The following is a 25,160-nucleotide window of genomic DNA, read 5'->3' as shown; positions in this document are numbered from 1 at the left end:
GTCTTTCAGGCGCGCCGAGCCCCCGCCCTCATGCTCCCCGGTACAGCGAATGAAACAGGACGTGTCCCCGAAAACGGTTCATCAGGTTCACGCGAAAGGCATCGAGAAGCTGAGGGCGCATCTGGCGATGATGACCTTTGCCATCCTGATCGCCGGCTCCTTCTCCTTCGGCGGGCTTGCCACCCAGCATATGGGTGCTGGCCCCCTGACTCTCTGGCGCTACCTGCTGACAGTCGTCGTGCTTGGCCTGATGACCTTCGGCTATGCCCGCGTTCCCTTCCATTTCCCCAAGCAATGGTGGCGCTTCCTCATCCTCGGCGGGCTGATCGCCGTCTACATGCTGACGATGTTCAAGGCGCTGGAATTCACCAACCCGGTGTCGACCGGCGCCGTGTTCACGCTGATGCCGCTCTTGAGCGCAGGCTTTGCCTATCTGCTGCTCGGCCAGCGCACGCGCCCGGGCGTGCTTGCGGGCCTCATCATCGCCGCCCTCGGCGCCGTCTGGGTGATCTTCCGGGCCAACATCCAGGCGATCCTTGCCTTCGATATCGGCCAGGGCGAGCTGATCTTCTTCGTCGGCGTCGTCTGCCATGCGGTCTATGTGCCGCTGATCCGCAAGTTCGGCCGCGAGGAAAGCCCTTTCGCCTTCGGCTTCTGGGTGGCGGTCTTCACCGTGCCCTGGCTGCTGGTGCCCGGCGGCGTCGGCCTCGTCACCACCGACTTTGCCGCGCTTCCGGCAATCGTCTGGATGGCCGTGCTCTATCTTGCCGTGGTCACGACCGCGATCACCTTCCTGCTCTTGCAATACGCCTCCATGCGGCTGCCGGCATCGAAGGTGCTTGGTTACGGCTACCTGACGCCCAGCTTCATCATCCTGCTCGAAGGTCTGCTCGGCCATGGCTGGACCAGCCTGCCGGTGCTTGCCGGGGCGCTGACCACCGCCTGCGGCCTGCTGTTGATGGCGCTCTTGCCGGATTGAAAATCCGTGTGGCGGCTCAGGCCGCCGGCTGTTCGCTCACCTGCAGTCCGTCGACGAAGAGCCGTTCGAGGAAGCGTGCCGCATCCTCGAAGCGCCCGTCGCCGGCATTGCCCTGGCCGAGCACGGCGCGCACCTGCACGTCAAAGTCGGCGTAATGCTGGGTGGTCGACCAGATCGCGAAGATCAGGTGATAGGGATCGCATTTGGCGATCTTGCCGGCCTTGGCCCAGGCGCGGATCACCTCGGCCTTCTCGTCGACCAGCGACTTCAAGGGCCCTTTGAGCTCGTCCTCGATATGCGGCGCGCCCTGCAGCACCTCGTTGGCGAAGAGCCGGCTTTCGCGCGGATAGTCGCGGGCCATTTCGAGCTTGCGCCGGATATAGCTGCGGATCTCGGCGACCGGGTTCCCCTCGGCGTTGAACTCCCGCAAGGGGTCGAGCCAGGTGTCGAGCACGCGGTCGATCAGCGCCCGGTGCATCGCCTCCTTGGTGCGGAAATAATAGAGCAGATTGGGCTTCGACATGCCCGCCACTTCGGCGATCTGGTCGACGGTCGAGCCGCGAAAACCGTTGGCGGAAAAGACTTCGAGCGCCGCCTCGAGAATGCGCTCTTCCTTCTCCCCCTGTATCCGGGTCCGCCTCTGGGTCCTGGCCGCTCTCGGTAATACCATCTGTCCCCCTGGCCATGCCTGCGCGCCTCGTCGCGCAGGAACCGGCTGCCCAATTTCTGGCCTCGCCATCTTCTTGGGCAACAACTTCGTTTTTTTGTTTTTCCGGCTTGAGTGCCGCAACGGAAGTTGTAATGTTTACCAACCGGTCAAATTATCAGCCAGTTCACTGCCAAAGGCAACGGCTGATCGAAGGGCACCAGAAAAAACCAAGCCTGGATTTGACCACGGGAACATAAGGGCGCGCCGATCAAGGCAAAGCCCTGAAAAGATGAGGAGACCGCCGTGGCTGCACCTGGCGAGAACATGCGCGTCAACGCCGACCGCCTGTGGGATTCACTTATGGAAATGGCCAAGATCGGCCCTGGCGTCGCGGGCGGCAACAACCGCCAGACGCTCACCGACGAGGACGCCGAAGGGCGCCGGCTGTTCCAGTCCTGGTGCGAAAAGGCCGGCCTCACCATGGGCGTCGACACCATGGGCAACATGTTCTTCACCCGTCCCGGCACCGACCCGGACGCCCTGCCCGTCTATGTCGGCTCGCATCTCGACACCCAGCCGACGGGCGGCAAGTATGATGGTGTGCTCGGCGTGCTCTCCGGCCTCGAAGTCGTGCGCTCGATGAACGATCTCGGCATCAAGACCAAGCACCCGATCGTCGTCACCAACTGGACCAACGAGGAAGGCGCGCGTTTCGCACCCGCCATGCTCGCGTCGGGCGTCTTTGCCGGCGTTCATACGCAGTACTTCGCCTATAGCCGCAAGGATCCGGAAGGAAAGACATTCGGCGACGAATTGAAGCGCATCGGCTGGGTCGGCGACGAAGAGGTCGGCGCCCGCAAGATGCACGCCTATTTCGAATACCATATCGAGCAGGGCCCGATCCTCGAGGCCGAAGGCAAGGACATCGGCGTCGTCACCCACTGTCAGGGCCTGTGGTGGCTGGAATTCACACTGACCGGCCGCGAAGCGCACACGGGCTCCACCCCGATGAACATGCGCGTCAATGCGGGCCTTGCCATGGCCCGCATCCTGGAAATGGTCCAAGGCGTCGCCATGGAAAATCAGCCGGGCGCCGTCGGTGGCGTCGGCCAGGTGTTCTTCTCGCCCAATTCGCGCAACGTGTTGCCCGGCAAGGTGGTCTTCACCGTCGACATCCGATCGCCCGACAAGGCCAAGCTTGACCGCATGCGCGCGAAGATCGAGGCGGAAGCGCCCAAGATCACAGACGCACTCGGCGTCGGCTGTTCCATCGAGGCGATTGGCCATTTCGAGCCGGTGACCTTCGACCCGAAACTCGTCACCGCCGTGCGGAGTGCTGCTGAACGCCTCGGCTACAGCCACATGAACCTCATCTCGGGCGCTGGACACGACGCCTGCTGGGCGGCCAAGGTCGCGCCGACGACGATGATCATGTGCCCCTGCGTCGGTGGCCTCAGCCACAACGAGGCGGAGGACATCTCCAGGGAATGGGCAGGCGCTGGCGCCGACGTCCTTTTCCACGCCGTCGTCGAAACGGCAGAAATCGTCGAATGAGTTTGCGGGCGGGACGAAAGTTCCGCCCTTTTTCGTGGCGGCCGGATGGCCACCGGAAGTGCAATCGCGAGGATCAAGAACCATGAGCACTGTCATCAAGGGTGGAACCATCGTCACGGCCGACCTGACCTACAAGGCGGACGTCAAGATCGAGGGCGGCAGGATCGTCGAGATCGGCGCAGATCTCTCAGGCAACGAGACGCTGGATGCCAGCGGCTGCTACATCATGCCGGGCGGCATCGACCCGCACACCCATCTCGAAATGCCCTTCATGGGCACCTATTCCTCGGATGATTTCGAAAGCGGCACGCGCGCGGCCCTTGCCGGCGGCACGACCATGGTGGTCGATTTCGCGCTGCCCTCGCCCAACCAATCGCTGCTCGAAGCGCTCACCATGTGGGACAACAAGTCCACCCGTGCAAACTGCGACTACTCCTTCCACATGGCGATCACCTGGTGGAGCGAGCAGGTCTTCAACGAGATGGAGACCATCGTCAAGGACAAGGGCATCAACACCTTCAAGCATTTCATGGCCTATAAGGGCGCGCTGATGGTGGACGACGACGAGATGTTCTCGTCCTTCCAGCGCTGCGCCGCACTCGGTGCTTTGCCCCTGGTGCACGCCGAAAACGGCGACGTCGTCGCGCAACTCCAGGCAAAGCTTCTGGCCGAAGGCAACAACGGACCGGAAGCGCATGCCTATTCCCGCCCTGCCGAAGTCGAGGGCGAAGCGACCAACCGCGCGATCATGATCGCTGACATGGCAGGCTGCCCGGTCTACATCGTACATACGTCCTGCGAACAGGCGCATGAAGCCATCCGCCGGGCCCGCTCCAAGGGCATGCGCGTCTTCGGCGAGCCGCTGATCCAGCACCTGACGCTCGACGAGACCGAATACTTGAACAAGGACTGGGACCATGCGGCCCGCCGCGTGATGTCGCCGCCCTTCCGCAACAAGCTGCACCAGGACTCGCTTTGGGCCGGTCTCGCCTCGGGCTCGCTGCAGGTGGTGGCAACGGACCATTGCGCCTTCACCTCCGAGCAAAAGCGCTTCGGCGTCGGCGATTTCACCAAGATCCCGAACGGCACCGGCGGCCTTGAAGACCGCATGCCGATGCTCTGGACCCATGGCGTCAATACCGGCCGCATCACCATGAACGAGTTCGTGGCGGTGACCTCGACCAACATCGCCAAGATCCTCAACATCTACCCGAAGAAGGGCGCGATCCTCGTCGGTGCCGATGCCGACCTCGTCGTCTGGGATCCGAAGCGCACCAAGACGATCTCCGCCAAGAGCCAGCAGTCGGCGATCGATTACAACGTCTTCGAGGGCAAGGAGGTGAAGGGCCTGCCGCGCTTTACCCTCAGCCGCGGCGTCGTCGCGATCGAGGAAAGCACGATCAAGACCCGCGAGGGCCACGGCGAATTCGTCCGCCGCGATCCCTTCCCGGCCGTCAGCTCGGCCCTTTCGACCTGGAAGGAAGTCACTGCCCCCCGCGCCGTCCAGCGCACCGGCATTCCGGCCACGGGCGTCTGAGGCCTCATGTTTCGCGGCTTGCACGTCTTCGCGCCGCTCTGTCCCACCGGACATGTCCCGCCACCTTGGCGGGGCGCTTCGGCCTGGGAGCCGTCAGCCGGACACGAGGTGATCGAGCTCGGGCAGCAGCACGAGGCTTTCGCGCTGGTTCGGGTCCGTGCGCGCGATGACGGCCGAACAGGGTTCGTTCGAGCGGTTCTCCGGCAGGTGCGGCATGCCGGCGGGGATGTAGACCATCTCGCCGGCCCGAGCGACGACGTGCTCCTCAAGCCTCTCGCCAAACCAGGTCCAGGCCTCTCCGGAAAGCACGTAGATCGCCGTCTCGTGGCTCTCGTGCAGATGCGCCTTGGCACGCGCGCCGGGCGGGATCGTCACGATATGCATGCAGAGCCCGGTCGCCCCGACGGTCTCCGCCGCAATGCCCTCGAAATAGTTGAGCCCCTGCTGGCCGGCCACGGCGCCTTCAGGACGAACCACGCGACAGCCCGGATTGGATGATCGAGACATGAGCGTTCTCCAGAATTCCCTGAAAAACCAGCAACAAACGGCTTCGCACCCAAATCCGCGATTGCATGTTGCCGGTCCGGATAGCAGTCTGACACAGACCAGCCAGAATGAGTATTCGCCGATGACGTCCAATACCGCATCCGTGGTTTCGGCCCGGGACCTCTGCCTGACTTTCGACACCGCCGATGGCCCCGTCCATGCGCTGACCGGCGTCAACCTGGATGTCGCCAAAGGTGACTTCGTTTCCTTCATCGGTCCTTCCGGTTGCGGCAAGACGACCTTCCTGCGCGTGATCGCCGATCTCGAAAAAGCGACCTCCGGCACGATCAGCGTCAACGGCATGAGCCCGGAAGACGCGCGCAAAGAACGCGCCTATGGCTATGTCTTCCAGGCGGCCGCGCTCTATCCCTGGCGCACGATCGAAAACAACATCGCACTGCCGCTGGAGATCATGGGCTATTCGAAGGAAGAGAAGAGGGCGCGCATCGAGCGCACGCTGGACCTCGTCAACCTCACGGGCTTCGGCAAGAAATACCCCTGGCAGCTCTCCGGCGGCATGCAGCAGCGCGCCTCGATCGCCCGCGCACTCGCCTTCGACGCCGACCTGCTTTTGATGGACGAGCCCTTCGGCGCGCTCGACGAGATCGTGCGCGACCACCTCAACGAACAGCTCTTGAAGCTCTGGGCCCGCACCAACAAGACGATCTGTTTCGTCACCCATTCGATCCCCGAGGCCGTCTACCTCTCCACCAAGATCGTGGTGATGAGCCCCCGCCCCGGTCGCGTCACCGATGTGATCGAATCGCCGCTGCCGCGCGAACGGCCGCTCGGCATTCGCGAAACGCCGGAGTTCCTCGAAATCGCCCATCGCGTTCGCGAAGGCCTGCGCGCGGGACACAGCTATGACGAATAGCATAGGCATCCGCCGGGCCGAACGGACCGACATGGCCGCCTGCGCCGGCATTCTCAATCGCTGGATCGACGCGACGGCCTGGATGCCGCGGGTGCACGAGCATGCCGATGTCGAACGTTATTACGCCGAAACCGTCTTTGCCGAACGCACCGTGTTCCTGGCCGAGGAGGATGGCGAGATCGCCGGCTTCCTTTCCCTCTCCGACGACCGCCACGTCACTGCGCTCTATATCGACGAGCGGCACCGTGGCGCCGGCATTGGCGCTCGGCTGATCGACACCGCGAAGGCGATGTCACCGGACGAGTTGAGCCTTTGGACCTTCGAAAACAACCGTGATGCCCAGCGCTTCTACGAGCACCAGGGCTTCGAGGCTGTGCGGCGGACCGACGGCGACAACGAGGAGCAACTGCCGGATATACTCTATCGCTGGCGCGGCAGGGAGGTGCGGGCATGAACCTTGCCTTTGGCCTCTGGATGCTGCTCGCAACGACGATCTTCCTCGGCGGCGCCACGGCCTCGCGCGCCTATGTCTCCACCAACCACCTCGGAATGCTCTTCCTGGCACTCGGGCTCTACGTGGTCGGCAACATCATCATGGTGAAGCTCATGCGCGAGGGCGGCCTCGGCCTCGCAATCTCGCTGTCGGCGATCGTGCAGCTCGTGATGGTCAATGTCATCGCCTTCACGGTGTTCGGCGAACGACTGAGCCTCACACAGGCCGCCGGCGTGCTTCTCGGCATCGTCGCCATGGGCCTGATGTTGTTGCCCGCAAGCGGAAAGGCGTGACGATGCAGGAACCAAGTTTCATCAGGGACAAGTTGGTGCCGGTCGGCACCGTCGTCCTGCTGCTGATCGCCATCTGGTATGTCGCGGTCGTCTTCCTCAACGCGCCGTTCGAGCGTGATACGGCAGCCCGCGCCGGCACCGAGATCAGCTTTTCCGACATCGTGCGCAACACCATGGCGCAGGAACGTCCGGTCTTGCCGGCGCCGCACCAGGTGGTCGCCGAGATCTGGGACACGACCTTCAACAAGGCGATCACCTCCAAGCGCAGCCTCGTCTACCACGCCTGGATCACGCTCTCGGCGACCCTGCTCGGCTTCGGCATCGGCGCCGCGCTCGGCATCCTCCTGGCAGTTGGCATCGTCCACAACCGCGCGATGGACCGCTCGCTGATGCCCTGGGTGATCGCCAGCCAAACGATCCCGATCCTCGCCATCGCGCCGATGATCATCGTCGTCTTGAACGCTATCGGCATTTCCGGGCTGTTGCCGAAGGCGCTGATCTCGACTTATCTCTCCTTCTTCCCTGTCGTCGTCGGCATGGTGAAGGGCCTGCGCAGCCCCGAGACGATCCAGCTCGACCTGATGCACACCTACAATGCCTCCTCAGCCCAGACCTTCTGGAAGTTGCGCTGGCCATCGTCGATGCCCTATCTCTTCACTTCGCTGAAGGTCGCCGTCGCCATTTCGCTGGTCGGTGCCATCGTCGGCGAACTGCCGACCGGTGCTGTCGCCGGCCTCGGCGCCCGGCTGCTCGCCGGCTCCTACTACGGCCAGACGGTCCAGATCTGGGCGGCGCTGTTCATGGCGGCGGCTCTTGCAGCCGTTCTCGTCATGATCGTCGGCTTCGCCCATACCGCCGTCCTCAAGCGCATGGGAGCCAAGCCATGAACCTTCCCGTCCTTGCCGCTGCGATCATCTTCTGGCTCGCCGCCTGGGCCTTCAACGAATGGCTGGTGCGCCAGAACTTCCAGAGCGCGGCCGCAAACAGCGCCGCCCGCTTCGCCGTGCCGGTGATCTTCGGCATCACCATCCTGGTTCTCTGGGAAGGCATCGTCCGCGGCTTCCAGGTTCCCTCGGTGCTGCTGCCGGCGCCCTCGATGATCTGGCAAAAGCTGATCAACTCGCTGCCGACGCTTGGCGCCGATTTCCGTCAGACCTTCCTGAAGGCGGTCTTGACCGGCTATGCGCTCGGCTGCGGTCTCGGCTTTGCCGTCGCGATCCTGATCGACCGTTCGCCCTTCCTGCAGAAGGGCCTCCTGCCGCTCGGCAATTTCGTGTCGGCGCTTCCGGTGATCGGCGTCGCCCCGATCATGGTCATGTGGTTCGGCTTCGACTGGCAGTCGAAGGTTGCCGTCGTCGTCATCATGACCTTCTTCCCGATGCTGGTGAACACGGTCGCCGGCCTTGCCGCCGCCAGCCACATGGAACGCGACCTGATGCGCACCTACGCTGCCTCCTGGTGGCAGACGCTGGTCAAATTGCGCCTGCCGGCCGCCTGGCCGTTCATCTTCACTGCGCTCAAGATCAATTCGACGCTGGCGCTGATCGGCGCCATCGTCGCCGAGTTCTTCGGGACCCCCATCGTCGGCATGGGGTTCCGGATTTCCACGGAAGTGGGACGCATGAATGTCGACATGGTCTGGGCCGAGATCGCCGTTGCGGCGGTCGCCGGTTCCGCCTTCTACGGGGTGGTCGCACTCATCGAGCGCGCCGTCACCTTCTGGCATCCCTCCATCCGCGGAGGGCGCGCCTGAGCCTGCTTGAAGAACTTAAATAAAACGAAGTAAAAACAAGAGGGAACTGACATGAACAAAAGACTTGCATCGCTTCTCGCCGCAGGCGTCTTTTCGCTCGCAGCGTTCCAGGCTGAAGCTGCCGAGAAGGTGACGCTGCAGCTGAAGTGGGTGACCCAGGCGCAGTTTGCCGGCTACTACGTCGCAAAGGACAAGGGCTTCTACGAAGAAGAAGGCCTCGACGTCGACATCAAGCCCGGCGGTCCGGACATCGCACCGGCCCAGGTGATCGCTGGCGGCGGCGCCGACGTCATCGTCGACTGGATGCCGTCGGCTCTTGCGACCCGCGAAAAGGGCGTCGCACTCGTCAACATCGCCCAGCCGTTCAAGAAGTCGGGCATGATGCTGACCTGCCTGAAGGAAACCGGTGTCACCAGCCCCGACAAGTTCAAGGGCCAGACGTTGGGTGTCTGGTTCTTCGGCAACGAGTATCCGTTCCTCTCCTGGATGTCGCACCTGAAGATCCCGACCGACGGCGGGCCGAACGGCGTCACCGTGCTGAAGCAGGGCTTCAACGTCGACCCGCTGATCCAGAAGCAGGCCGCCTGCATCTCGACCATGACCTACAACGAGTACTGGCAGGTCATCGACGCCGGCATCAAGCCGGACGACCTGGTGACCTTCAAGTATGAAGACCAGGGCGTGGCGACGCTTGAAGACGGCCTTTACGTGCTTGAGGACAAGCTCAAGGATCCGGCCTTCAAGGATAAGATGGTCAAGTTCGTCCGTGCCTCGATGAAGGGCTGGAAATACGCAGAGCAGAACCCGGACGAAGCCGCCGATATCGTTCTTGAGAACGACTCCACCGGCGCCCAGACGGAGAAGCACCAGAAGCGCATGATGAGCGAAGTGGCGAAGCTCACAGCCGGTTCCAACGGTTCGCTCGACGAGGCAGACTACAAACGCACCGTCCAGTCGCTGCTTTCGGGCGGTTCCGATCCCGTGATTTCCAAGGAGCCTGAGGGCGCCTGGACCCACGAGATCACCGACGCCGCGCTGAAATAGGACCTGTTTCCACAAAGCAAAAGAGGGTCGCACGGCTCAGTATCGTGCGGCCCTCTTCCGTTTTCTTAGCGGTCGTTCGCATCCGCCAAGTTGCTGCCGGGTACCGGGCGTGGGGGGTGGTAACGCGGCGAGCAACGGCGCTACCTTTGCTTGCCACTGTCAAGATCGTGTCAAGATCGCAACCATAACCGCAGAACGAACTAAATATTGAGGCACCATCGCTTCGTGCACTCTTGTAAGCGTGCAAGGCCGAGATTACATAGGCGACGATGTTTGTTGGAGGCAGGCATGATGGAGGACGTCTTTTTTCCAGTGCCATGCCTGCGGTAACCGGTCCCAGTTCCGCCCGCGTCTACGGTCTGATACCGTGCACGCGGAGCGCGAAGTGAGGAGAAGCGCAGTCCTCTGTCCCCGTGCAATCGACGGGGCGCGATGTCGGCGCGATAAAATCGCCTGATTGCCCGTGGATCCTGCCTCGAGCGGTGATCCGCTCGATGTTGTTTCCATTGCCGGGACTGTAAAGCCGATGGCTCAAAAAGTATTGCCTGTTCTCAGCGTGTGCGCTGCGATGACACTTGGTTCGCTTTCCTTCGCCCGGGCGGAGGAAGCAGCGCAACCGAAACCAGCGCCGAGCCTGCCCTCCATCGTCGTGACGACGGCGGTCGACCAGTCGATCAGCGACCGGGTGGTTGCGACCGGCACCATCCAGGCCGTCGAGCAGGTCTATGTCGCCCCGATGGTTGACGGCCTCTCCATCCGCACGCTCAATGTCGATGTCGGCGACACGGTCGAAGCCGGCAGCGTTCTCGTGGTCTTGAACGACGACGCGCTTCGTCTGCAAAAAAGCGAACTCGAAGCCTCGCTTGCCAAGGCCGAAGCCGGGCTTGCCCAGTTGAACGCCCAGCTCAGCGAAACCAAGGCCAACAACGACGAGGCCAAGCGCGTCAGCGAACGCGCCGCCGAACTCTCCAAGAACGGCACCGTTTCGACAGCCGAGGCCGATCGCGTCCGTGCACTCGCGATCGCGACGCATGCCCGTGTGCTTTCGGCCGAGCAGGCCGTGGCCGTCGCCAGTGCCGACATCAAGGTCGCCGAAGCACAGATCGACGACATCGATCTGCGCCTCGCGCGGACCGAGGTCAAGGCGCCGGTCGCCGGTGTGATTTCCGCCAAGAACGCCAAGGTCGGCGCGATCGCCACCGGCAACAGCGAACCGCTCTTTGCCATGATCCGCGATGGTGCGATCGAGATGAAGGCCGATGTCGCCGAAGCCGATATCATCAAGCTCGCCGTCGGTCAGCCGGCCGTCGTGACACTCGCCGGCGGCAACACCAAGGTCGAGGGCAAGATCCGCCTGATCGCACCGACGGTCGATCCGGTTAGTCGCCTCGGCACCGTTTTCATCAGCCTGGTGGATACCGAGAAGGCACGCTCCGGCATGTATGCGAGCGCGCTGATCACCGCCGAGCAGAAGCAGGCGGTCGTCTTGCCGCAAACGGCCGTTACCAATGAGAACGGCCGCACGATCGTCCGGAAGGTGGAAGACGGTGTCATCCGCATCCTGCCGGTCAAGACGGGGATTTCCGACGGCAAGTTCATCGAAGTCGTCGATGGCGTGAAGGCCGGAGACGATGTCGTGGCGAGAGCCGGCGCCTATGTCCGCGACGGCGACCGTATCAACCCCGTCAAGTCCGCCGAACCAGCGACCAACTGACAGGAACAGTGACCATGAACTTCTCAGCCTGGTCCATACGCAATCCGATCGCACCGATCCTTGCCTTTTTTGTGCTGATGGTGCTCGGCTATCAGTCTTTCAATAGCCTGCCTATCACCCGCTTCCCCAACATCGACGTGCCGATCGTCTCGATCAGCGTGGCCCAGAGCGGTGCCTCGCCAGCCGAGCTTGAAACGCAGGTCACCAAGGAAATCGAGGACGCGGTCGCCAGCGTCACCGGTGTCGACCATATCCAGTCGACGATCAACGACGGCACATCGACCACCGCCGTGATCTTCCGCATGGAAGTGCCGACAACCCAGGCTGTGCAGGACGTGAAGGATGCGATCGACCGTATCCGCAGCGACCTGCCGACCTCGATCGAAGAGCCGATCGTCTCCAAGGTCGATGTCGAAGGCCAGGCGATCCAGACCTTCTCCGTCTCGGCGCCCGGCATGTCGCTGGAAGAGCTTTCCTGGTTCGTCGATGACGTCATCAAGCGCGAAATCCAGGGCAAGAGCGGGATTGGCCGCGTCGACCGCTACGGCGGCGCCGACCGGGAAGTGCGTGTCGAACTCAACGAAGACAAGCTGAATTCGCTCGGCATCACCGCCGCCGACGTCAATGGCCAGCTGCGCCGCATGAACATGGACCTCGGCTCCGGCCGCGGTCAGGTGGGCGGCAGCGAGCAGGCGATCCGCACGCTCGGCGACGCCCGCAATGTCGACCAACTCGCCAACACGATGATCTCGGTCCCGAGCGGCCGTTTCGTGCGCCTGTCCGATCTGGGCACGGTGACCGACACCTATGAGGAGCCACGCTCCTTCTCGCGCTTCAACGGCACCCCCGGCGTGACCTTCGCAGTTTTCCGCGCCAAAGGTGCCTCGGAAGTCAGCGTCGCCGAAACGGTCGCCAATTCGCTCGAGAAAATCCGCGCGTCGAACCCGGATGTCACCATCGAGATGGTCGACGATTCCGTCTACTTTACCTACGGCAACTACGAAGCCGCGCTGCACACGCTGATGGAAGGCGCGCTGCTCGCCGTCATCGTCGTCATGCTGTTCCTGCGCAACTGGCGCGCCACGCTGATCTGCGCCGTCGCCCTGCCGTTGTCGGCCGTTCCAACCTTCTGGGTCATGGAACTGCTCGGCTTCTCGCTCAATCTCGTCAGCTTCCTCGCACTGACACTTGCAACCGGCATCCTTGTCGACGACGCCATCGTCGAGATCGAGAATATCGAGCGGCATATCCATATGGGCAAGTCGCCCTACAGGGCGGCGATCGAAGCGGCGGATGAAATCGGCCTCGCGGTGATCGCAACCACGTTCACGATCATCGCGGTTTTCATCCCGGTGTCGTTCATGCCGGGGATTGTTGGCCAGTACTTCATCCAGTTTGGCCTAACCGTCGCCGTCTCGGTCTTCTTCTCGCTGCTGGTTGCACGCCTGATTACGCCGGTCATGGCCGCCTATATGATGCGTCCGTCCAAACTTGACGGGCATCATGCCGAAGACGGAACCCTGATGCGCGGCTACACGCGTCTGGTTCATGCGACGACGAAACGCTGGTACATGCGCTACCTGACTGTGCTCATCGCGATCGGGGTGACCGTGGCCTCCGTGGCCGCCTTGTTCATGTTCGTGCCCGGCGGGTTCCTGCCTCCGGACGACACGTCGCGAGTCAGCCTGTCGGTCGAACTGGCGCCTGACGCTATGCTGGAAGACACCGACCGGACGACCGCGCAGATCTACGAAAGGGTCAAGGACCTGGACGGCGTGGAAAGCGTGTTCGTGCTTGGCGGTGCCTCGCCCAAGGGTGACCTGGAATTGCGCCGGGCCACCGTGACGGTGCTGCTCGAAAAGCGCGACCACTCGCTCCTCAACAAGGTGGTCAACGACGTCTTCGGCAAACTGCCGGTCGTCGGCCAGTACCTGCCGAAGTTGCCGCCATCGGGCCGCATCATTCCGCAGTCGCAGATCGAGAAGGAAATCTTTGCCCGCGTTCGCGATTTGCCGGATGTCCGGGTGATCAAGCTCAACGACCGCGGCGAGCGGGAACTGTCGTTCAATCTGCTCTCCAACAACGAGGCCGATCTCGACAAAGCCGTCGGCATTCTGGAAGGAAAGCTGCGCAGCGATCCGTTGCTGGCCAATGTCAGCCCGGACGGCGCCCTTCCGCGTCCCGAGTTGCAGATCCGTCCGCGCGACGAGCAGATGTCGCGCCTCGGCATCACCACGGCACAGATCTCCGAAGTGATCCGCGTCGCCACCATCGGCGATATCGACGCTGCATTGACGAAGATCGCCCTTGACGGCCGGCTGATCCCGATCCGCGTGCAGATCAACCGCGACTTCCGCACGGATATCGCCGCGATCCGCAATCTGAAGATCCAGACCGCTTCGGGCTTGACGGTACCGTTGTCGAGCGTCGCCGACATCAACTATTCCGAAGGCCCGAGCTCGATCAAACGTTACGACCGCAACCGTGTCGTGGCGCTCGGCGCGGATCTTCCGATCGGCGTGGCGCTCAATACCGCCTCTGCGCGCTTCCTGCAGATTGCCGACGAAGCCAAGATGCCGTCCACGGTTCAACTGCTGAAGAGCGGTGACGCAGAGGTCGAAGAGGAAATGCAGCAAAGTTTCGTCAATGCGATGCTGCTCGGCCTGATGCTGGTGCTGGTGGTGCTGATCCTCCTGTTCAAGGATGTGATCCAGCCGTTCACCATCCTGTTCTCGCTGCCGCTTGCGATGGGCGGTGTCGCAGCCGGCTTGATCCTGACCCAGAACTCGCTGTCGATGCCGGTGCTGATCGGCATCCTGATGCTGATGGGCATCGTCACCAAGAACGCGATCCTGCTCGTCGACTTCGGTATCGAGATGATGCATCACGGCATGGACCGGACGCAGGCGATGATCGAAGCGGGCCGCAAGCGCGCCCGCCCGATCATCATGACATCGATCGCCATGTCGGCGGGCATGCTGCCCTCCGCGCTTGGCGTCGGCGAAGGCGGCTCGTTCCGCGCCCCGATGGCGATCGCCGTGATCGGCGGCATCATCGTCTCGACGGTTCTCAGCCTCGTCGTGGTACCATCGTTCTTCCTGATTATGGACGACCTGTCGCGCCTGCTCGCCTGGGCTTTGGGACGCTTCGTCGGCAAGAAGGATGAGGAAAACCTGCCGCTCGACCGCGAAGCCCTCACGGGCCTCGTGCACGAACAAGGCAAGACGATCGAGGGCCTGGAAGACCGGCTGAAGACCCTGGAAACGGACCAGACCAAGGCACGGTCCGGCGGCAAGGTCATCAATCATCCGGCGCTCGCAGCCGAGTAAATCGTCACCGGCGTGGCCCCCCACCCTGGGCTGCCACAATTCCAAAGCAAGCCCGCGCCCTGCAAGCGCGGGCTTTTTGTTGTTTCTATTTGATCGAGGTCAAACCACGATCCGCAAAGCTCATTACCCTGACACCGGATTTTACTCAGGACGGGTACGATGAAGACGTTGCGATTGAACTCGAACGACAGAGCGGTGCTGCTCGGCTCCTGCTTTTTCGAAAAGCTGCCGGCGGCGGCATCGAGCGCCATTCTCGATGATGTCGTGGTTTCCACCCACGAGGAGCACGACATACTGTTTGGCCAGGGCGAGGCGCTGGACCATGTATTCTTCGTGCTTTCCGGCCTGGTGCGGCTTTACCGGCTGGGCAAGGATGGTCGCGAAGCGGATATCGCCGTCTTCCCGAAGGGCGAGCTTTTCGGCGAAAGCGCCATGTTCCTTGGCAACCGCGCCACCGCCAACGCCCAGGCGGTCGAGACGACGATGCTCGCGCGCATCGACAGCCGCAGGCTTCGCAAGCTGGCCGAACAGTCACCCGAGATCGCCGACGCGCTGATGCAGCTTCTGTGCCGACACGCGCAAATGGCCGAGGATTGCCTGGCCGAAGATCGGCTGCTGACGGCGCCGCAGCGGGTCGCAAGCTACATTCTCGGCAATTGCCCCGACGGCATCACCAACTTTTCCTTCCGCCTGCCCTTCCAGAAGAATGTGCTGGCCGGCAAGCTGGGCCTGGCGCCCGAGGCACTCTCGCGCGCCTTCTCGGCCCTTCGCCGCTCCGGCGTCACCGTCAAGGGCCGCGTCATCGAGATCCACGACCGGCAGGCGCTGGAGCGCTTCTGACGCACTGACAAGCTCAGGCGCCAGAAGCAACAAAAGCGCACGGCGTCAAAGCCCGCCGTGCAGCGTCAGGAAATCGACGATCCGGTTGATGCCGTCGCCGCGCTTCATGTCGGTAAAGACGAAGGGCTTTTCCGCCCGCATGCGCGTCGCATCCCGCTGCATCACGTCGAGATCGGCGCCGACGTAAGGGGCGAGATCCTTCTTGTTGATGACCAGAAGGTCGGACTTGGTAATGCCCGGCCCGCCCTTGCGCGGGATCTCTTCGCCCTGGCAGACCGAAATGACATAGATCGTCAGGTCGGCGAGATCGGGCGAAAAGGTCGCCGCGAGATTGTCACCGCCGGATTCGATGAAGACGACATCGAGGTCGGGAATGCGGCGGTTGAGATCGGCGATCGCCTGCAGATTGATCGTGGCGTCCTCGCGGATCGCCGTATGCGGGCACCCGCCGGTCTCCACCCCGACGATGCGATCGGACGGCAGCGCCTGCATGCGCACCAGCGCCTCGGCATCTTCCTTGGTGTAGATGTCGTTGGTGACGACGGCGACGGAGTACTTCTCCCGCATCGCCTTGCAGAGCTTGTCGGTCAGCGCCGTCTTGCCCGAGCCCACCGGCCCGCCGATGCCGACGCGAAGGGGACCGTTCTTCGATGCCATCTGGATGTCCTTTCAAGGTGGGAGCAATTCCGGGAAAGCGTGAGGCAGTTTCCGTCCGAAATCGCGCAGTTCTATGGGTTACGAACGGAAGAGCCGCGAATGCAGGCTCTCGTGTCTGAGCGCCGAAATATCCGCTGTTATCGTGGCCGAGCCGAGATCCTCCAGCGAGGCGCCGGCCGCCTTGACGGCAGTCGTGGCGATGGCCGGTTCGAGTGCTGCGATGACGCCGACGCCATCGCGCTGGCCGATTACGCCGCAGCGGATCGCCACGGAAACGGCGTTCGAGACCGAGGCGTTGAGGTAGGCGGCAAGCGCCGGCTCGAGGCCCGTTTCATGGGCGCCGGCAACGGCACCGACGGCGACCGGATAGGCGACACTCTGTGGCAGCGCATGGAGAACCGGATGTGGCCACGACCGCGCTGCCGCGACGAACGCCTGACCCTGCAGCATCGTTTCCATATGGCGCTCGCGGCTCCCCGCCAGGGCTTCGGCAAGCTCTGCCGCGGCAGCCAGACGGGCATGGTCGTTCACGGCGCAATAGCTCTCGGCCAGAAGCAGCGCGTCGTTCCAGCCGGAGCCCTGAGAGACGACGGTCTCAAGCCAGATGCGAAGCGCGCCGTCGTCGGTCACCAGACGGTCGTGAACGGCCTGCTCGAGCCCGCTGGAATAGGAAAAGGCGCCGACCGGAAAGGCCGGCGACATCCATGTCACGAGGCGAAGCAGCGCTTGAGTGTCGACCCGCTCAGTCATGGTGGTGGTGGCTATGGCCATGGTTGTGGCCGCCGGAATGGTAGGCGCCGCGCAGCGGATGGAAAGGCAACGAGATCTCGCTCACCGCCGCGCCCAGGCCTTCGAGCATCTGGCGGATCACCGGATCGCGGGCAATCAGGATGCGGTTTTCTTCGAACTGTGCCGGCAAATGGCGATTGCCGAGATGCCAGGCAAGCTCGATCAGATGCATCGCGTCGCGTGGGCGAATTTCATAGAGCGCTTCCGGTGCCGCGACGATGCGGATATGGCCGCCCCCCTCGAGCACCAGGAGGTCGCCGTCGGCGAGCATCACCGCTTCCTTGAGATCCAGCATCACCACATCGTCGTTTTCGAGATGCAGCAATTTGCGGCGCAGATGCCGCGCGTCATGCGTCAATGTCACGCTATGAAGCGGCACAATTTCGGCAGGGCCGGGCGAGAGAACCTCTGTCGAACGATAGGGCATCGTCAGAGAACCTCGACCTTTTCCGGCGTCACGAGCTCGATGCGCGCCTCGACCAGCAGATCGGCCATCGCCGCCTGAAAAGCCTTCAGATGCGGTTCCTCGAAATGCGCGTCGACGGCTGCCTTGTCCTTCCAGGTCTCGACAAACACCAGCACATCGGGTTCGGCCGGTTTGCGATAGAGATCATAGGTGATGCAGCCGGCTTCGCGCCGCGTGGCCTCGATCAGCGGTGCTGCAAGCGACACCACCTCATCCCCCTTGCCCGGGTGCGCGGTCAGGTAGGCGATAATGTAAACCATTGAACCCTCGATATCTTTTCTGTCGGCTACTTTAGCAAGAAAAAGCACTGGCGCCAGCGGCGAGCACGGCTTTTCACACGCCTGCGGCGACTGGGACCGCGCAAGAAAAAGCCCGAAGACCGGATCCGATCTTCGGGCTCTTTCCAATCAGGAACGGTAGACCGCTACCATCAGGCGGCGAGCTTCTGGGACTTCAGCGTCTCCAGAATGTTCTGCGGCGAGGACACGCCATAGGGGTCGCTGTCGCAGTTGTCGGAATAGCCTTCTTCCTCGAACCACTGCTCGACAACGCCGTTGTTGACGACGGCAGCGTAGCGCCAGGAGCGCATGCCGAAGCCGAGGTTGTCCTTGGCAACGAGCATGCCCATCTTGCGAGTGAACTCGCCGGAACCATCCGGGATCAGCTTGACGTTTTCGAGGCTCTGGGACTTGCCCCAGGCGTTCATGACGAAAGCATCGTTGACCGAGATGCAGTAGATCTCGTCAATGCCTTCGGCGCGGAAATCGACCGTCAGCTTTTCGAAGTCGGGCAATTGGAAAGTCGAGCAGGTCGGCGTGAACGCGCCCGGCAGCGAGAACAGCACGACGCGCTTGCCGGCGAAGTAATCGTCGGAGGACACGTCCTCCCAGCGGAACGGGTTCGAGCCGCCAACGGCCTCGTCGCGAACGCGGGTGCGGAACGTTACAGCGGGTACTTTTCTGCCAAGCATCGTCATCTCCTTTGGACCACGATGATCTGGGTCGGCTCGACCAAAATCATCTACGTGATCGTCTCTTGTAAGTTAGAGCGGGATACATGCGGGAAACCGCAAACCGCTCTGGCGCAGCTCTCGGTCGGCAGGTCTTGGGAGGATTGCTGGCAACCGAGGAAGGTCAACCGTCTTCCTATCGGATCTTGCGCTGCGGCGCAGCACGAAAGGCCCCAATTCACATGCAAGCATGGCAGCCATGCGATGGCCGCATGGCTCCAATCGGCCCGTCATTGCTCAGTTATGGAGCCGCAGCGACAACCCAAGACTTGGCGGAACGGGGTTCCACAGGCCCGTCCTCAAGCCTGCCTCTCGCAACGCCCGCGCCGTCCATGTGTTGCAGCCCAAGAGCGCGTTGAAGCTGCCGCCAGCCTCGAAGAAGCGGTCGTTGCCATTGTAGGAAAAACCTTCGACCGGAACGACGGCTCCGGCCTCGCGGGTGAAGCTCTCGGCCACAAATTCGAGCAGCCGATCGTATCCCGCTTCGTTCAGCTCGAAGCCGGAGACAGCCGCCTGCGGCTCGACGATCCGGCCGGCGATATCCACATGCATGACCGAGCGGTCGAGTGTCAGTGCCTTGAACACCGGCCCGGCCTTCAGCTCCGACCAGGCCGGCGTTTCCAGATAGAAGGAGCGCCCGCCCCAACCGAAGATCAGCCATTCGGCCTGCGGATGCGCAAGCGGTACGCCGGCCGCCTCGACAAACCCGAACCGCGCCCGGGTCTCGTCCGTCAGGGGTATGGCGATGTCCGTGTGGATCGGGCCGGAAAGCAGAAGGATGCGGGTGCCCTCGGTTCCGGTCGCAGACACGGCAACCGGCAGGAGCGGCCGCGGCAGCAGGGTTCCTGTGACGACGGCAAGCACCGCCGCCAGCAAGCCGAGGAAAGCCCATTTCAGGCCACGCTTCATTCCCTGTCCCTGCCTGCTCTAGAACAGGAAGTAGCGCTGTGCCATCGGCAGGACCGTCGCCGGCTCGCAGGTCAGAAGTTCGCCGTCGGCGCGCACCTCGTAGGTCTCCGGGTCCACCTCGATATGGGGCAGCAGGTTGTTGTGGATCATCGACGCCTTGCCGATGCCGCCGCGGGTGTTGCGGACCGCCACGAGCTGCTTGGCGACGCCGAGCTTGGCGGCAAGGCCGGCATCGAGCGAGGCCTGCGACACGAAAGTGACGGAGGAGCTGGTGCGGTTCTTGCCATAGGCGGCAAACATCGGCCGGTAGTGCACCGGTTGCGGCGTCGGAATGGAGGCGTTCGGATCGCCCATCGGCGCCATCGCGATCGAGCCGCCCAGCAGCACGAAGTCGGGCTTCACGCCGAAGAAGGCCGGGTTCCAGAGGACGAGATCGGCGCGCTTGCCAACCTCGATCGAGCCGATCTCATGGCTGAGGCCGTGGGCGATCGCCGGATTGATCGTGTATTTGGCGATATAGCGCTTCACCCGGAAATTGTCGTTGTCGCCGGTTTCCTGCGGCAGCGGGCCACGCTGGCGCTTCATCTTGTCGGCGGTTTGCCAGGTGCGGATCGCCACCTCGCCGACGCGGCCCATCGCCTGGCTGTCGGACGAGATGATCGAGAAGGCGCCAATGTCGTGCAGGATGTCCTCGGCGGCGATCGTTTCCTTGCGGATGCGGCTCTCGGCGAAAGCGATGTCCTCGGGGATCGACGGCGACAGGTGGTGGCAGACCATCAGCATGTCGAGATGCTCGGCGAGCGTATTCTTGGTGTAGGGCCGCGTCGGGTTGGTCGAGGACGGAATGACGTTCGGCTGGCCGCAGATCTTGATGATATCGGGCGCGTGGCCGCCGCCCGCCCCTTCCGTGTGAAAGGCGTGGATGGTGCGGCCCTTGATCGCCGCGATGGTATCCTCAACGAAGCCGCTCTCGTTCAGCGTGTCGGTATGGATCATCACCTGCACGTCGTATTCGTCGGCAACGCCGAGGCAGCAATCAATCGCCGCCGGCGTCGAGCCCCAGTCCTCATGCAGCTTCAGCGAGGTGGCGCCGGCAAGCACCATTTCCACCAGCGCGCCCGGCCGCGACGCATTGCCCTTGCCGGCAAAGGCGATGTTCATCGGGAAGCCGTCGGCCGCCTCGATCATGCGGGCGAGATGCCAGGGACCGGAGGTGCAGGTGGTCGCAAGCGTGCCATGCCCCGGCCCGGCGCCGCCACCAAGCATGGTGGTCAGCCCGCTCACCAGTGCTTCCTCGATCTGCTGCGGGCAGATGTAGTGGATGTGGCTGTCCATGCCGCCGGCGGTGATGATCTTGCCTTCGCCCGCAATGACCTCCGTGCCGGGACCGACGATGACGGTGACGCCCGGTTGCGTGTCCGGGTTGCCGGCCTTGCCGATGCCGGCGATGCGTCCGTCCTTGAGGCCGATATCCGCCTTGACGATGCCCCAGTGGTCGACGATCAGCGCGTTGGTGATAACAGTATCGACGGCGCCCTCGGCGCGCGTCATCTGGCTTTGCCCCATGCCGTCGCGAATGACCTTGCCGCCGCCGAACTTCACCTCCTCGCCATAGGTGGTGAAATCCTTCTCCACCTCGACGAAGAGTTCGGTATCGGCGAGCCGCACCTTGTCGCCGACCGTCGGGCCGAACATGTTGGCATAGGCCGCGCGCGACATCTTGTAAGGCATGGTTCAGGCTCCTTGGGACGAAGAAGAAACGGGATGGAGGCGGCGAAGACGGCCGCCGGCCGCAAGCGCATCGACATGGCGACGCTCGGCGGCAAAGGGATGCCATTCCCAGCCGACATGACCGAAGCCGGCAAGAACGACATCGTCGTCAGGCGTCGCAAGATGCGCGAGGATATCGGCAATCACGATCATCCCGCTCGACGGAACGACGTAAGGGCCTGGCGAAAAGCCGGCGAGATCCTGCTCCACCTGCTCGTGCACGTCGACCGGAACAACGCGAAAGCCGCGGTTGGTCGAGCGGGCGAAGCTCTCGAAACCGACTGTGTAATCGTCGCAGAAATCGTCGAGGTCCGGATGCGTTTCCGCAAGCCCGGCGCGCATCGCGGCAAACTTCGCGCCGGAGCGAACGCACCAGATCTCCCGCGCCTGGCGCACCGTGGCGTTCGTCTTCCAGCGGCCACCGCCGAGCATGGAAATCCCCGGACGCCCGGTGTTGCAGACGGCGACGATATCGGTCCTGTGGCCGCCGGAGCCGACAGAGCGGCAATCGTTGAAGCGCACGACGAGATCGGCATTATCGATCGTGGCGCCGGCGCCGTCAGGCACCTCGCCATTGCCCACGATCATGATGACGCGGCGACCCTGCAATGATCAGTTCCCTTGGGTTTCGAGAAATTCGTTGAGTTCGGCGGTGCGCTTCTGCGTGAGCTGGGCAAGGCAGCCCGAAACCAGCATCGGCTCCGCCTGGCCGCCACGGGCCTGGAAGCCGGCGAACTCGCACTGGCCGTCGCGATAGCCGATCCAGGCGCGCTGCGCCGTCTTCAGCGCCTCGACCGCGCCGATATCGGCGCCTTCCAGCTCCTTGTCGACATTCTGCGCCGCCGTCATCGCCTGCCGGTAGACTGCATTCAATTCCGCGTCGGCCGCTTCATATTCCCGGTAGGCGCAGTCATTCAGATCCGGCTGAGTAATCGCATTCGCACTATCCACGTCCGGCTCGTCCTCGGCGAACGCCGGCGCAGCAAGCACCAGAAGCAGCCCGAGAACCGGCAGCGCCCTCATAGCTTGCCCATCACCTGCTGGCGGAAGCCATAGACCTCGCGTTTGCCGGAAAGCGGTATCAGCGTCACCTGGCGCGTCTGGCCCGGCTCGAACCGCACGGCCGTGCCGGCGGGAATGTCGAGCCGGCGACCGTAGGCGGCCTTGCGGTCGAACTGCAGTCCCGCATTGGTTTCGGCGAAGTGATAGTGGCTGCCGACCTGGATCGGGCGGTCGCCGGTATTGGCGACTTCGATCGTCGTCGTATCGAGGCCGACATTGAGCTCGATCTCTCCGGCGGCCGCGATGATTTCTCCTGGGATCATGGTCTTCTCCTCAAGCCGCCCTCGGCCGGCCGCATGCTTTTATCCCGCATTCAGGCTTCAGGCGCCCTGCGCCCGCAAGCCAGGCACGCGCCCTGCGCCTAGCGGATCGGCTCGTGCACGGTGACGAGCTTGGTTCCGTCCGGAAACGTCGCCTCGATCTGGATGTCATGGATCATCTCAGCGATGCCCTCCATCACCTGCTCGCGCGTCAGCACCTGCGCACCCGCCTCCATCAGTTCGGCGACCGAGCGCCCGTCGCGCGCGCCCTCGACGACGAAATCGGTGATCAGCGCGATCGCTTCCGGGTGGTTGAGTTTCACGCCGCGCTCCAGGCGCCTGCGGGCAACCATGGCCGCCATCGAAATCAGCAGTTTGTCTTTCTCGCGCGGGGTAAGATTCATGCGTCGCCACCGGTTGTTCGTGAAGCAATTCCCTGGGAAATCTGCGAAGCGGTCTTCCGCCAGGAATTACAAAGTTTCAATGCGTTAGATCGTTTCACTGTTTCAAATAAAAATGTGAAACGCGCTAGAGTACCCAGACTTTCGGCACAGTCTTCTGCTTGCGCAAGTGCGAAATAACCGGGATGAGGATTTTTCTGAGCGCGAAGCCATCCGGCGCCACGAAACGGGCAACCAGCTTGTCGCGGCCATGGACCTGAAAATGGCTGATGCCGACGCCCGCTGCGCCATCGACGAGCGACCGAAGACGCGGCAGTTGGAGTTCGCAGTCCGGACCGACATAGAGCAGCGTGGCAAAGGCAGCCGCACCATCGAGCACCGCCTTGCGCTGGGCGAGACTGGCGACTTCTCCTGATAGGGCGAGATTGTCCGCATGCAGCAGTTTGCCCTCGCTACGGATACGCCAGCGATCGCGGAAGAGCCCGGTTTCAACTGCCTCGCCCATTGCCTTGCGGCCGAGCAGCACCGCTTCGACCGCGAGAAACGTCGAGTCTGAGGCAAGTTCCACCTCCAGCGAGCGCGAGAGCGAGGCCCGGTCGAAGAGGATCGTCTCTTGCGGCAGCCAGTCGACGCGAGCGCCGGCGGCAACCTCGATGCGGGTCGCCACTTCGACGGTATCGGCGCTCGCCTTGTAGATCTTCTCGCAGGCCTGCGTCGTCACCGTCACCTCGGTTTCGGCCCCTGCCGCGACCTCCCAGATCATCCGGTCGCCGCCGGTAAGCCCGCCGGAAGAATTGATGAGCACTGCCTCCATCGAGGTGTCGAAGGTCTTCGGCAGGCGGATCTTGGCGCAGCCTTCCTGGTAGAGTTCGGCAATGCGGCTGTGGCCGAGCGCCGCCTTGGCGACCAGCCGTCCCTTGCCCCAGGCCCGCTGCGGGGCGATGCGTGCTGCCTTGTCCATCTCAGACCGCTAAGCGGCGTCCTTCATTCCAGGCGCAGGGCCCATTGAACCCACCGCCTTATCTTGGCGCTATCGTCCGCATCGCGGCACGACAAGTCAAGTTATTGTTTTGCAAAGAAAATCGTCAGCATGCTGCATTTCCATGCAGGCTCTGCGCAGAAAACGGGCAGCCGCCTACGCCACGCGATCCGGCGGTTCGCGCCTGTCGAAAAACGCCGTGATATTGTCGACCACCTTCATGCCCATGGCGACGCGCGTCTCCTCCGTTGCACTGCCGAGATGTGGAAGCAGAACGACATTTTCGAGCCCGCGCAGACGTTCCGGCACGTTCGGTTCCGCCTCGAAGACATCGAGGCCGGCGCCGCGAATGACACCGTCTTCGAGCGCCGCAATCAGCGCCCGCTCGTCGATCACATCACCCCGCGCCGTGTTGACGAGGTAGGCGCTTTTCTTCATCAGGGCCAGGCGTTCGGCATTGATCAGGTGCCGGTTTTCGCCGCCGCCGGGGCAATGCAGCGACACGAAGTCCGCCACCTTCAGCACGTCCTCGACCGTGTCGAGCTGGCGGGCGCCATAACGGCTGGCCTCGGCAGGGTCGATGCGTGAGCGATTGTAGAAAACGACATCCATGTCGAAGCCGAAGTGGCAGCGCTTGGCCATCGCCTTGCCGATGCGGCCGAACCCGATGATGCCGAGCGTCTTGCCGGTGACTTTGCCGCCAATCATGTGGGTCGGGCGCCAGCCGGTCCATTCGCCGGCCCTCACCTGCCGCTCGCCCTCGCCTGCCCGCCGCGCGACCGCAAGCAGCATCGTCATGGCGATGTCGGCGGTGCAGTCGGTCAGCACACCCGGCGTGTTGGTGACGACGATGTCGGCAGCCTTGGCGGCCGCAACGTCGATGTGATTGTAGCCGACGCCGTAGTTTCCGAGGATCTTCGCGCGGAGACCGCCGCCGGCAAAGAGGTCGGCCGGAAGCCGGTCAGAGACCGTCGGTAGAACTGCGTCATAGGTCCGTAGCGCTTCGGCCAGTTCTGCAGCTGTCAGCGGCACGTCCCCTTCGTTCAAGGTGACGTCGAAGCGCTCGGCAAGCACGTGCTCCACCGCTGCCGGCCAACGACGGGTGACGAGAATGCGGGGTTTCGAGCTCATGCCTGCCTCCGGATCAGAATCGCTGCGAGATAGTGCACGAAACGGCGCGACGCGACAGCTATCTCGACAAGCGAAACACCTATCACAAAAAGCAAAAAAGAGGCGCCGTTGCCGGCGCCTCT

The 25,160-nt window shown here is 63.1% G+C and carries 27 protein-coding genes; 12 read left to right on the top strand and 15 right to left on the bottom strand.

What is annotated here, in order from left to right; genetic code table 11:
- The first annotated feature begins 61 nt into the window (after nt 1–61).
- A complete protein-coding gene (locus JVX98_RS26730) occupies nt 62–979 on the top strand; it encodes a DMT family transporter (protein WP_246764955.1) in 918 nt (305 codons plus the stop codon).
- 16 nt (nt 980–995) lie between these two features.
- Here the strand turns inward: JVX98_RS26730 and JVX98_RS26725 are convergent, their stop codons facing one another.
- Entirely contained in the window at nt 996–1,649 is a 654-nt protein-coding gene (locus tag JVX98_RS26725) for a TetR family transcriptional regulator C-terminal domain-containing protein (protein WP_034794116.1), read from the bottom strand.
- 282 nt (nt 1,650–1,931) lie between these two features.
- On the opposite strand from JVX98_RS26725, the gene JVX98_RS26720 reads away from it, so the two are divergent.
- Both JVX98_RS26720 and hydA read left to right on the top strand, forming a co-directional pair.
- Entirely contained in the window at nt 1,932–3,182 is a 1,251-nt protein-coding gene (locus JVX98_RS26720; RefSeq protein ID WP_205238015.1) for a Zn-dependent hydrolase, read from the top strand.
- Nucleotides 3,183–3,264: 82 nt separating this feature from the next.
- A complete protein-coding gene (hydA, locus tag JVX98_RS26715) occupies nt 3,265–4,719 on the top strand; it encodes a dihydropyrimidinase (RefSeq protein WP_205238014.1) in 1,455 nt (484 codons plus the stop codon).
- Between the two features lie 93 nt (nt 4,720–4,812).
- On the opposite strand, the gene JVX98_RS26710 is transcribed toward hydA, so the two are convergent.
- Nucleotides 4,813–5,226, bottom strand: a complete 414-nt coding sequence (locus JVX98_RS26710; RefSeq protein WP_205238013.1) for a cupin domain-containing protein — start codon at nt 5,224–5,226, stop codon at nt 4,813–4,815.
- 121 nt (nt 5,227–5,347) lie between these two features.
- On the opposite strand from JVX98_RS26710, the gene JVX98_RS26705 reads away from it, so the two are divergent.
- From JVX98_RS26705 to JVX98_RS26665, 9 genes are all read left to right on the top strand, one after another.
- Nucleotides 5,348–6,139: an ABC transporter ATP-binding protein gene (locus JVX98_RS26705; RefSeq protein WP_205238012.1), complete on the top strand. Its 792-nt coding sequence runs from the start codon at nt 5,348–5,350 to the stop codon at nt 6,137–6,139.
- Complete coding sequence (locus JVX98_RS26700) at nt 6,129–6,593, top strand: GNAT family N-acetyltransferase (protein WP_205238011.1); 465 nt, start codon at nt 6,129–6,131, stop codon at nt 6,591–6,593. The genes JVX98_RS26705 and JVX98_RS26700 overlap by 11 nt, the downstream gene beginning before the upstream one ends.
- Complete coding sequence (locus JVX98_RS26695; RefSeq protein ID WP_205238010.1) at nt 6,590–6,925, top strand: hypothetical protein; 336 nt, start codon at nt 6,590–6,592, stop codon at nt 6,923–6,925. The genes JVX98_RS26700 and JVX98_RS26695 overlap by 4 nt, the downstream gene beginning before the upstream one ends.
- Nucleotides 6,926–6,927: 2 nt before the next feature.
- Entirely contained in the window at nt 6,928–7,812 is an 885-nt protein-coding gene (locus JVX98_RS26690; RefSeq protein ID WP_205238009.1) for an ABC transporter permease, read from the top strand.
- A complete protein-coding gene (locus tag JVX98_RS26685; protein ID WP_192447062.1) occupies nt 7,809–8,678 on the top strand; it encodes an ABC transporter permease in 870 nt (289 codons plus the stop codon). Before JVX98_RS26690 ends, JVX98_RS26685 begins: the two co-directional genes overlap by 4 nt.
- 51 nt (nt 8,679–8,729) lie before the next feature.
- The gene (locus JVX98_RS26680) at nt 8,730–9,722 is read left to right on the top strand and encodes an ABC transporter substrate-binding protein (protein ID WP_043620767.1); all 993 of its coding nucleotides are present in this window, start codon (nt 8,730–8,732) and stop codon (nt 9,720–9,722) included.
- 526 nt (nt 9,723–10,248) lie between these two features.
- A complete protein-coding gene (locus tag JVX98_RS26675) occupies nt 10,249–11,436 on the top strand; it encodes an efflux RND transporter periplasmic adaptor subunit (RefSeq protein WP_205238008.1) in 1,188 nt (395 codons plus the stop codon).
- Nucleotides 11,437–11,450: 14 nt separating this feature from the next.
- A complete protein-coding gene (locus JVX98_RS26670) occupies nt 11,451–14,765 on the top strand; it encodes an efflux RND transporter permease subunit (protein ID WP_205238007.1) in 3,315 nt (1,104 codons plus the stop codon).
- A gap of 159 nt (nt 14,766–14,924) precedes the next feature.
- Nucleotides 14,925–15,605: a Crp/Fnr family transcriptional regulator gene (locus JVX98_RS26665; protein WP_192447065.1), complete on the top strand. Its 681-nt coding sequence runs from the start codon at nt 14,925–14,927 to the stop codon at nt 15,603–15,605.
- Nucleotides 15,606–15,650: 45 nt separating this feature from the next.
- On the opposite strand, the gene ureG is transcribed toward JVX98_RS26665, so the two are convergent.
- The 13 genes from ureG to JVX98_RS26600 all read right to left on the bottom strand — a co-directional run bounded on the left by ureG (nt 15,651) and on the right by JVX98_RS26600 (nt 25,038).
- Complete coding sequence (gene ureG, locus JVX98_RS26660) at nt 15,651–16,262, bottom strand: urease accessory protein UreG (RefSeq protein ID WP_034794155.1); 612 nt, start codon at nt 16,260–16,262, stop codon at nt 15,651–15,653.
- A gap of 78 nt (nt 16,263–16,340) precedes the next feature.
- Nucleotides 16,341–17,012, bottom strand: a complete 672-nt coding sequence (locus JVX98_RS26655) for an urease accessory protein UreF (protein WP_205239531.1) — start codon at nt 17,010–17,012, stop codon at nt 16,341–16,343.
- Complete coding sequence (ureE, locus tag JVX98_RS26650; RefSeq protein WP_205238006.1) at nt 17,005–17,478, bottom strand: urease accessory protein UreE; 474 nt, start codon at nt 17,476–17,478, stop codon at nt 17,005–17,007. The genes JVX98_RS26655 and ureE overlap by 8 nt, the downstream gene beginning before the upstream one ends.
- A 2-nt stretch (nt 17,479–17,480) precedes the next feature.
- A complete protein-coding gene (locus JVX98_RS26645) occupies nt 17,481–17,777 on the bottom strand; it encodes a putative quinol monooxygenase (RefSeq protein WP_192447067.1) in 297 nt (98 codons plus the stop codon).
- Between the two features lie 170 nt (nt 17,778–17,947).
- Nucleotides 17,948–18,487: a peroxiredoxin gene (locus tag JVX98_RS26640; protein ID WP_192447068.1), complete on the bottom strand. Its 540-nt coding sequence runs from the start codon at nt 18,485–18,487 to the stop codon at nt 17,948–17,950.
- A gap of 276 nt (nt 18,488–18,763) precedes the next feature.
- Nucleotides 18,764–19,435 carry a TIGR02117 family protein gene (locus JVX98_RS26635; protein WP_205238005.1) on the bottom strand — a complete coding sequence of 224 codons (672 nt, stop codon included), beginning with the start codon at nt 19,433–19,435 and terminating at the stop codon, nt 18,764–18,766.
- A gap of 18 nt (nt 19,436–19,453) precedes the next feature.
- Nucleotides 19,454–21,166 carry an urease subunit alpha gene (gene ureC, locus JVX98_RS26630; RefSeq protein WP_205238004.1) on the bottom strand — a complete coding sequence of 571 codons (1,713 nt, stop codon included), beginning with the start codon at nt 21,164–21,166 and terminating at the stop codon, nt 19,454–19,456.
- Nucleotides 21,167–21,169: 3 nt separating this feature from the next.
- On the bottom strand, nt 21,170–21,814 hold the full coding sequence (locus JVX98_RS26625; protein ID WP_192447070.1) for a Urease operon accessory protein: 645 nt from the start codon (nt 21,812–21,814) through the stop codon (nt 21,170–21,172).
- A 3-nt stretch (nt 21,815–21,817) separates the two neighbouring features.
- Nucleotides 21,818–22,228, bottom strand: coding sequence for a lysozyme inhibitor LprI family protein (locus JVX98_RS26620; protein ID WP_205238003.1), 411 nt, complete (start codon nt 22,226–22,228; stop codon nt 21,818–21,820).
- Complete coding sequence (locus tag JVX98_RS26615; protein ID WP_192447072.1) at nt 22,225–22,530, bottom strand: urease subunit beta; 306 nt, start codon at nt 22,528–22,530, stop codon at nt 22,225–22,227. Before JVX98_RS26615 ends, JVX98_RS26620 begins: the two co-directional genes overlap by 4 nt.
- Before the next feature lie 98 nt (nt 22,531–22,628).
- Complete coding sequence (locus JVX98_RS26610) at nt 22,629–22,931, bottom strand: urease subunit gamma (protein WP_043627336.1); 303 nt, start codon at nt 22,929–22,931, stop codon at nt 22,629–22,631.
- Nucleotides 22,932–23,055: 124 nt separating this feature from the next.
- Nucleotides 23,056–23,889, bottom strand: a complete 834-nt coding sequence (locus tag JVX98_RS26605; RefSeq protein ID WP_205238002.1) for an urease accessory protein UreD — start codon at nt 23,887–23,889, stop codon at nt 23,056–23,058.
- 174 nt (nt 23,890–24,063) lie between these two features.
- A complete protein-coding gene (locus tag JVX98_RS26600; RefSeq protein WP_205238001.1) occupies nt 24,064–25,038 on the bottom strand; it encodes a D-glycerate dehydrogenase in 975 nt (324 codons plus the stop codon).
- Between the last annotated feature and the right edge of the window lie 122 nt (nt 25,039–25,160).

The sequence above is a fragment of the Ensifer sp. PDNC004 genome (assembly GCF_016919405.1).
Taxonomy (GTDB): Bacteria; Pseudomonadota; Alphaproteobacteria; order Rhizobiales; family Rhizobiaceae; genus Ensifer.
This window is presented reverse-complemented; position numbering and strand designations above follow the sequence as displayed.

Coding starts and splice junctions, on each gene's coding strand:
- JVX98_RS26615 (WP_192447072.1), bottom strand. CDS start 22,530: ATGATCCCAGGAGAAATCATCGCGGCCGCCGGAGAGATCGAGCTCAAT.
- JVX98_RS26710 (WP_205238013.1), bottom strand. CDS start 5,226: ATGTCTCGATCATCCAATCCGGGCTGTCGCGTGGTTCGTCCTGAAGGC.
- JVX98_RS26690 (WP_205238009.1), top strand. CDS start 6,928: ATGCAGGAACCAAGTTTCATCAGGGACAAGTTGGTGCCGGTCGGCACC.
- JVX98_RS26605 (WP_205238002.1), bottom strand. CDS start 23,889: ATGGACAAGGCAGCACGCATCGCCCCGCAGCGGGCCTGGGGCAAGGGA.
- JVX98_RS26680 (WP_043620767.1), top strand. CDS start 8,730: ATGAACAAAAGACTTGCATCGCTTCTCGCCGCAGGCGTCTTTTCGCTC.
- JVX98_RS26675 (WP_205238008.1), top strand. CDS start 10,249: ATGGCTCAAAAAGTATTGCCTGTTCTCAGCGTGTGCGCTGCGATGACA.
- JVX98_RS26695 (WP_205238010.1), top strand. CDS start 6,590: ATGAACCTTGCCTTTGGCCTCTGGATGCTGCTCGCAACGACGATCTTC.
- ureC (WP_205238004.1), bottom strand. CDS start 21,166: ATGCCTTACAAGATGTCGCGCGCGGCCTATGCCAACATGTTCGGCCCG.
- JVX98_RS26665 (WP_192447065.1), top strand. CDS start 14,925: ATGAAGACGTTGCGATTGAACTCGAACGACAGAGCGGTGCTGCTCGGC.
- JVX98_RS26635 (WP_205238005.1), bottom strand. CDS start 19,435: ATGAAGCGTGGCCTGAAATGGGCTTTCCTCGGCTTGCTGGCGGCGGTG.
- JVX98_RS26645 (WP_192447067.1), bottom strand. CDS start 17,777: ATGGTTTACATTATCGCCTACCTGACCGCGCACCCGGGCAAGGGGGAT.
- JVX98_RS26600 (WP_205238001.1), bottom strand. CDS start 25,038: ATGAGCTCGAAACCCCGCATTCTCGTCACCCGTCGTTGGCCGGCAGCG.
- JVX98_RS26670 (WP_205238007.1), top strand. CDS start 11,451: ATGAACTTCTCAGCCTGGTCCATACGCAATCCGATCGCACCGATCCTT.
- JVX98_RS26705 (WP_205238012.1), top strand. CDS start 5,348: ATGACGTCCAATACCGCATCCGTGGTTTCGGCCCGGGACCTCTGCCTG.
- JVX98_RS26685 (WP_192447062.1), top strand. CDS start 7,809: ATGAACCTTCCCGTCCTTGCCGCTGCGATCATCTTCTGGCTCGCCGCC.
- JVX98_RS26640 (WP_192447068.1), bottom strand. CDS start 18,487: ATGCTTGGCAGAAAAGTACCCGCTGTAACGTTCCGCACCCGCGTTCGC.
- JVX98_RS26655 (WP_205239531.1), bottom strand. CDS start 17,012: ATGACTGAGCGGGTCGACACTCAAGCGCTGCTTCGCCTCGTGACATGG.
- ureE (WP_205238006.1), bottom strand. CDS start 17,478: ATGCCCTATCGTTCGACAGAGGTTCTCTCGCCCGGCCCTGCCGAAATT.
- ureG (WP_034794155.1), bottom strand. CDS start 16,262: ATGGCATCGAAGAACGGTCCCCTTCGCGTCGGCATCGGCGGGCCGGTG.
- JVX98_RS26700 (WP_205238011.1), top strand. CDS start 6,129: ATGACGAATAGCATAGGCATCCGCCGGGCCGAACGGACCGACATGGCC.
- JVX98_RS26620 (WP_205238003.1), bottom strand. CDS start 22,228: ATGAGGGCGCTGCCGGTTCTCGGGCTGCTTCTGGTGCTTGCTGCGCCG.
- JVX98_RS26610 (WP_043627336.1), bottom strand. CDS start 22,931: ATGAATCTTACCCCGCGCGAGAAAGACAAACTGCTGATTTCGATGGCG.
- JVX98_RS26725 (WP_034794116.1), bottom strand. CDS start 1,649: ATGGTATTACCGAGAGCGGCCAGGACCCAGAGGCGGACCCGGATACAG.
- hydA (WP_205238014.1), top strand. CDS start 3,265: ATGAGCACTGTCATCAAGGGTGGAACCATCGTCACGGCCGACCTGACC.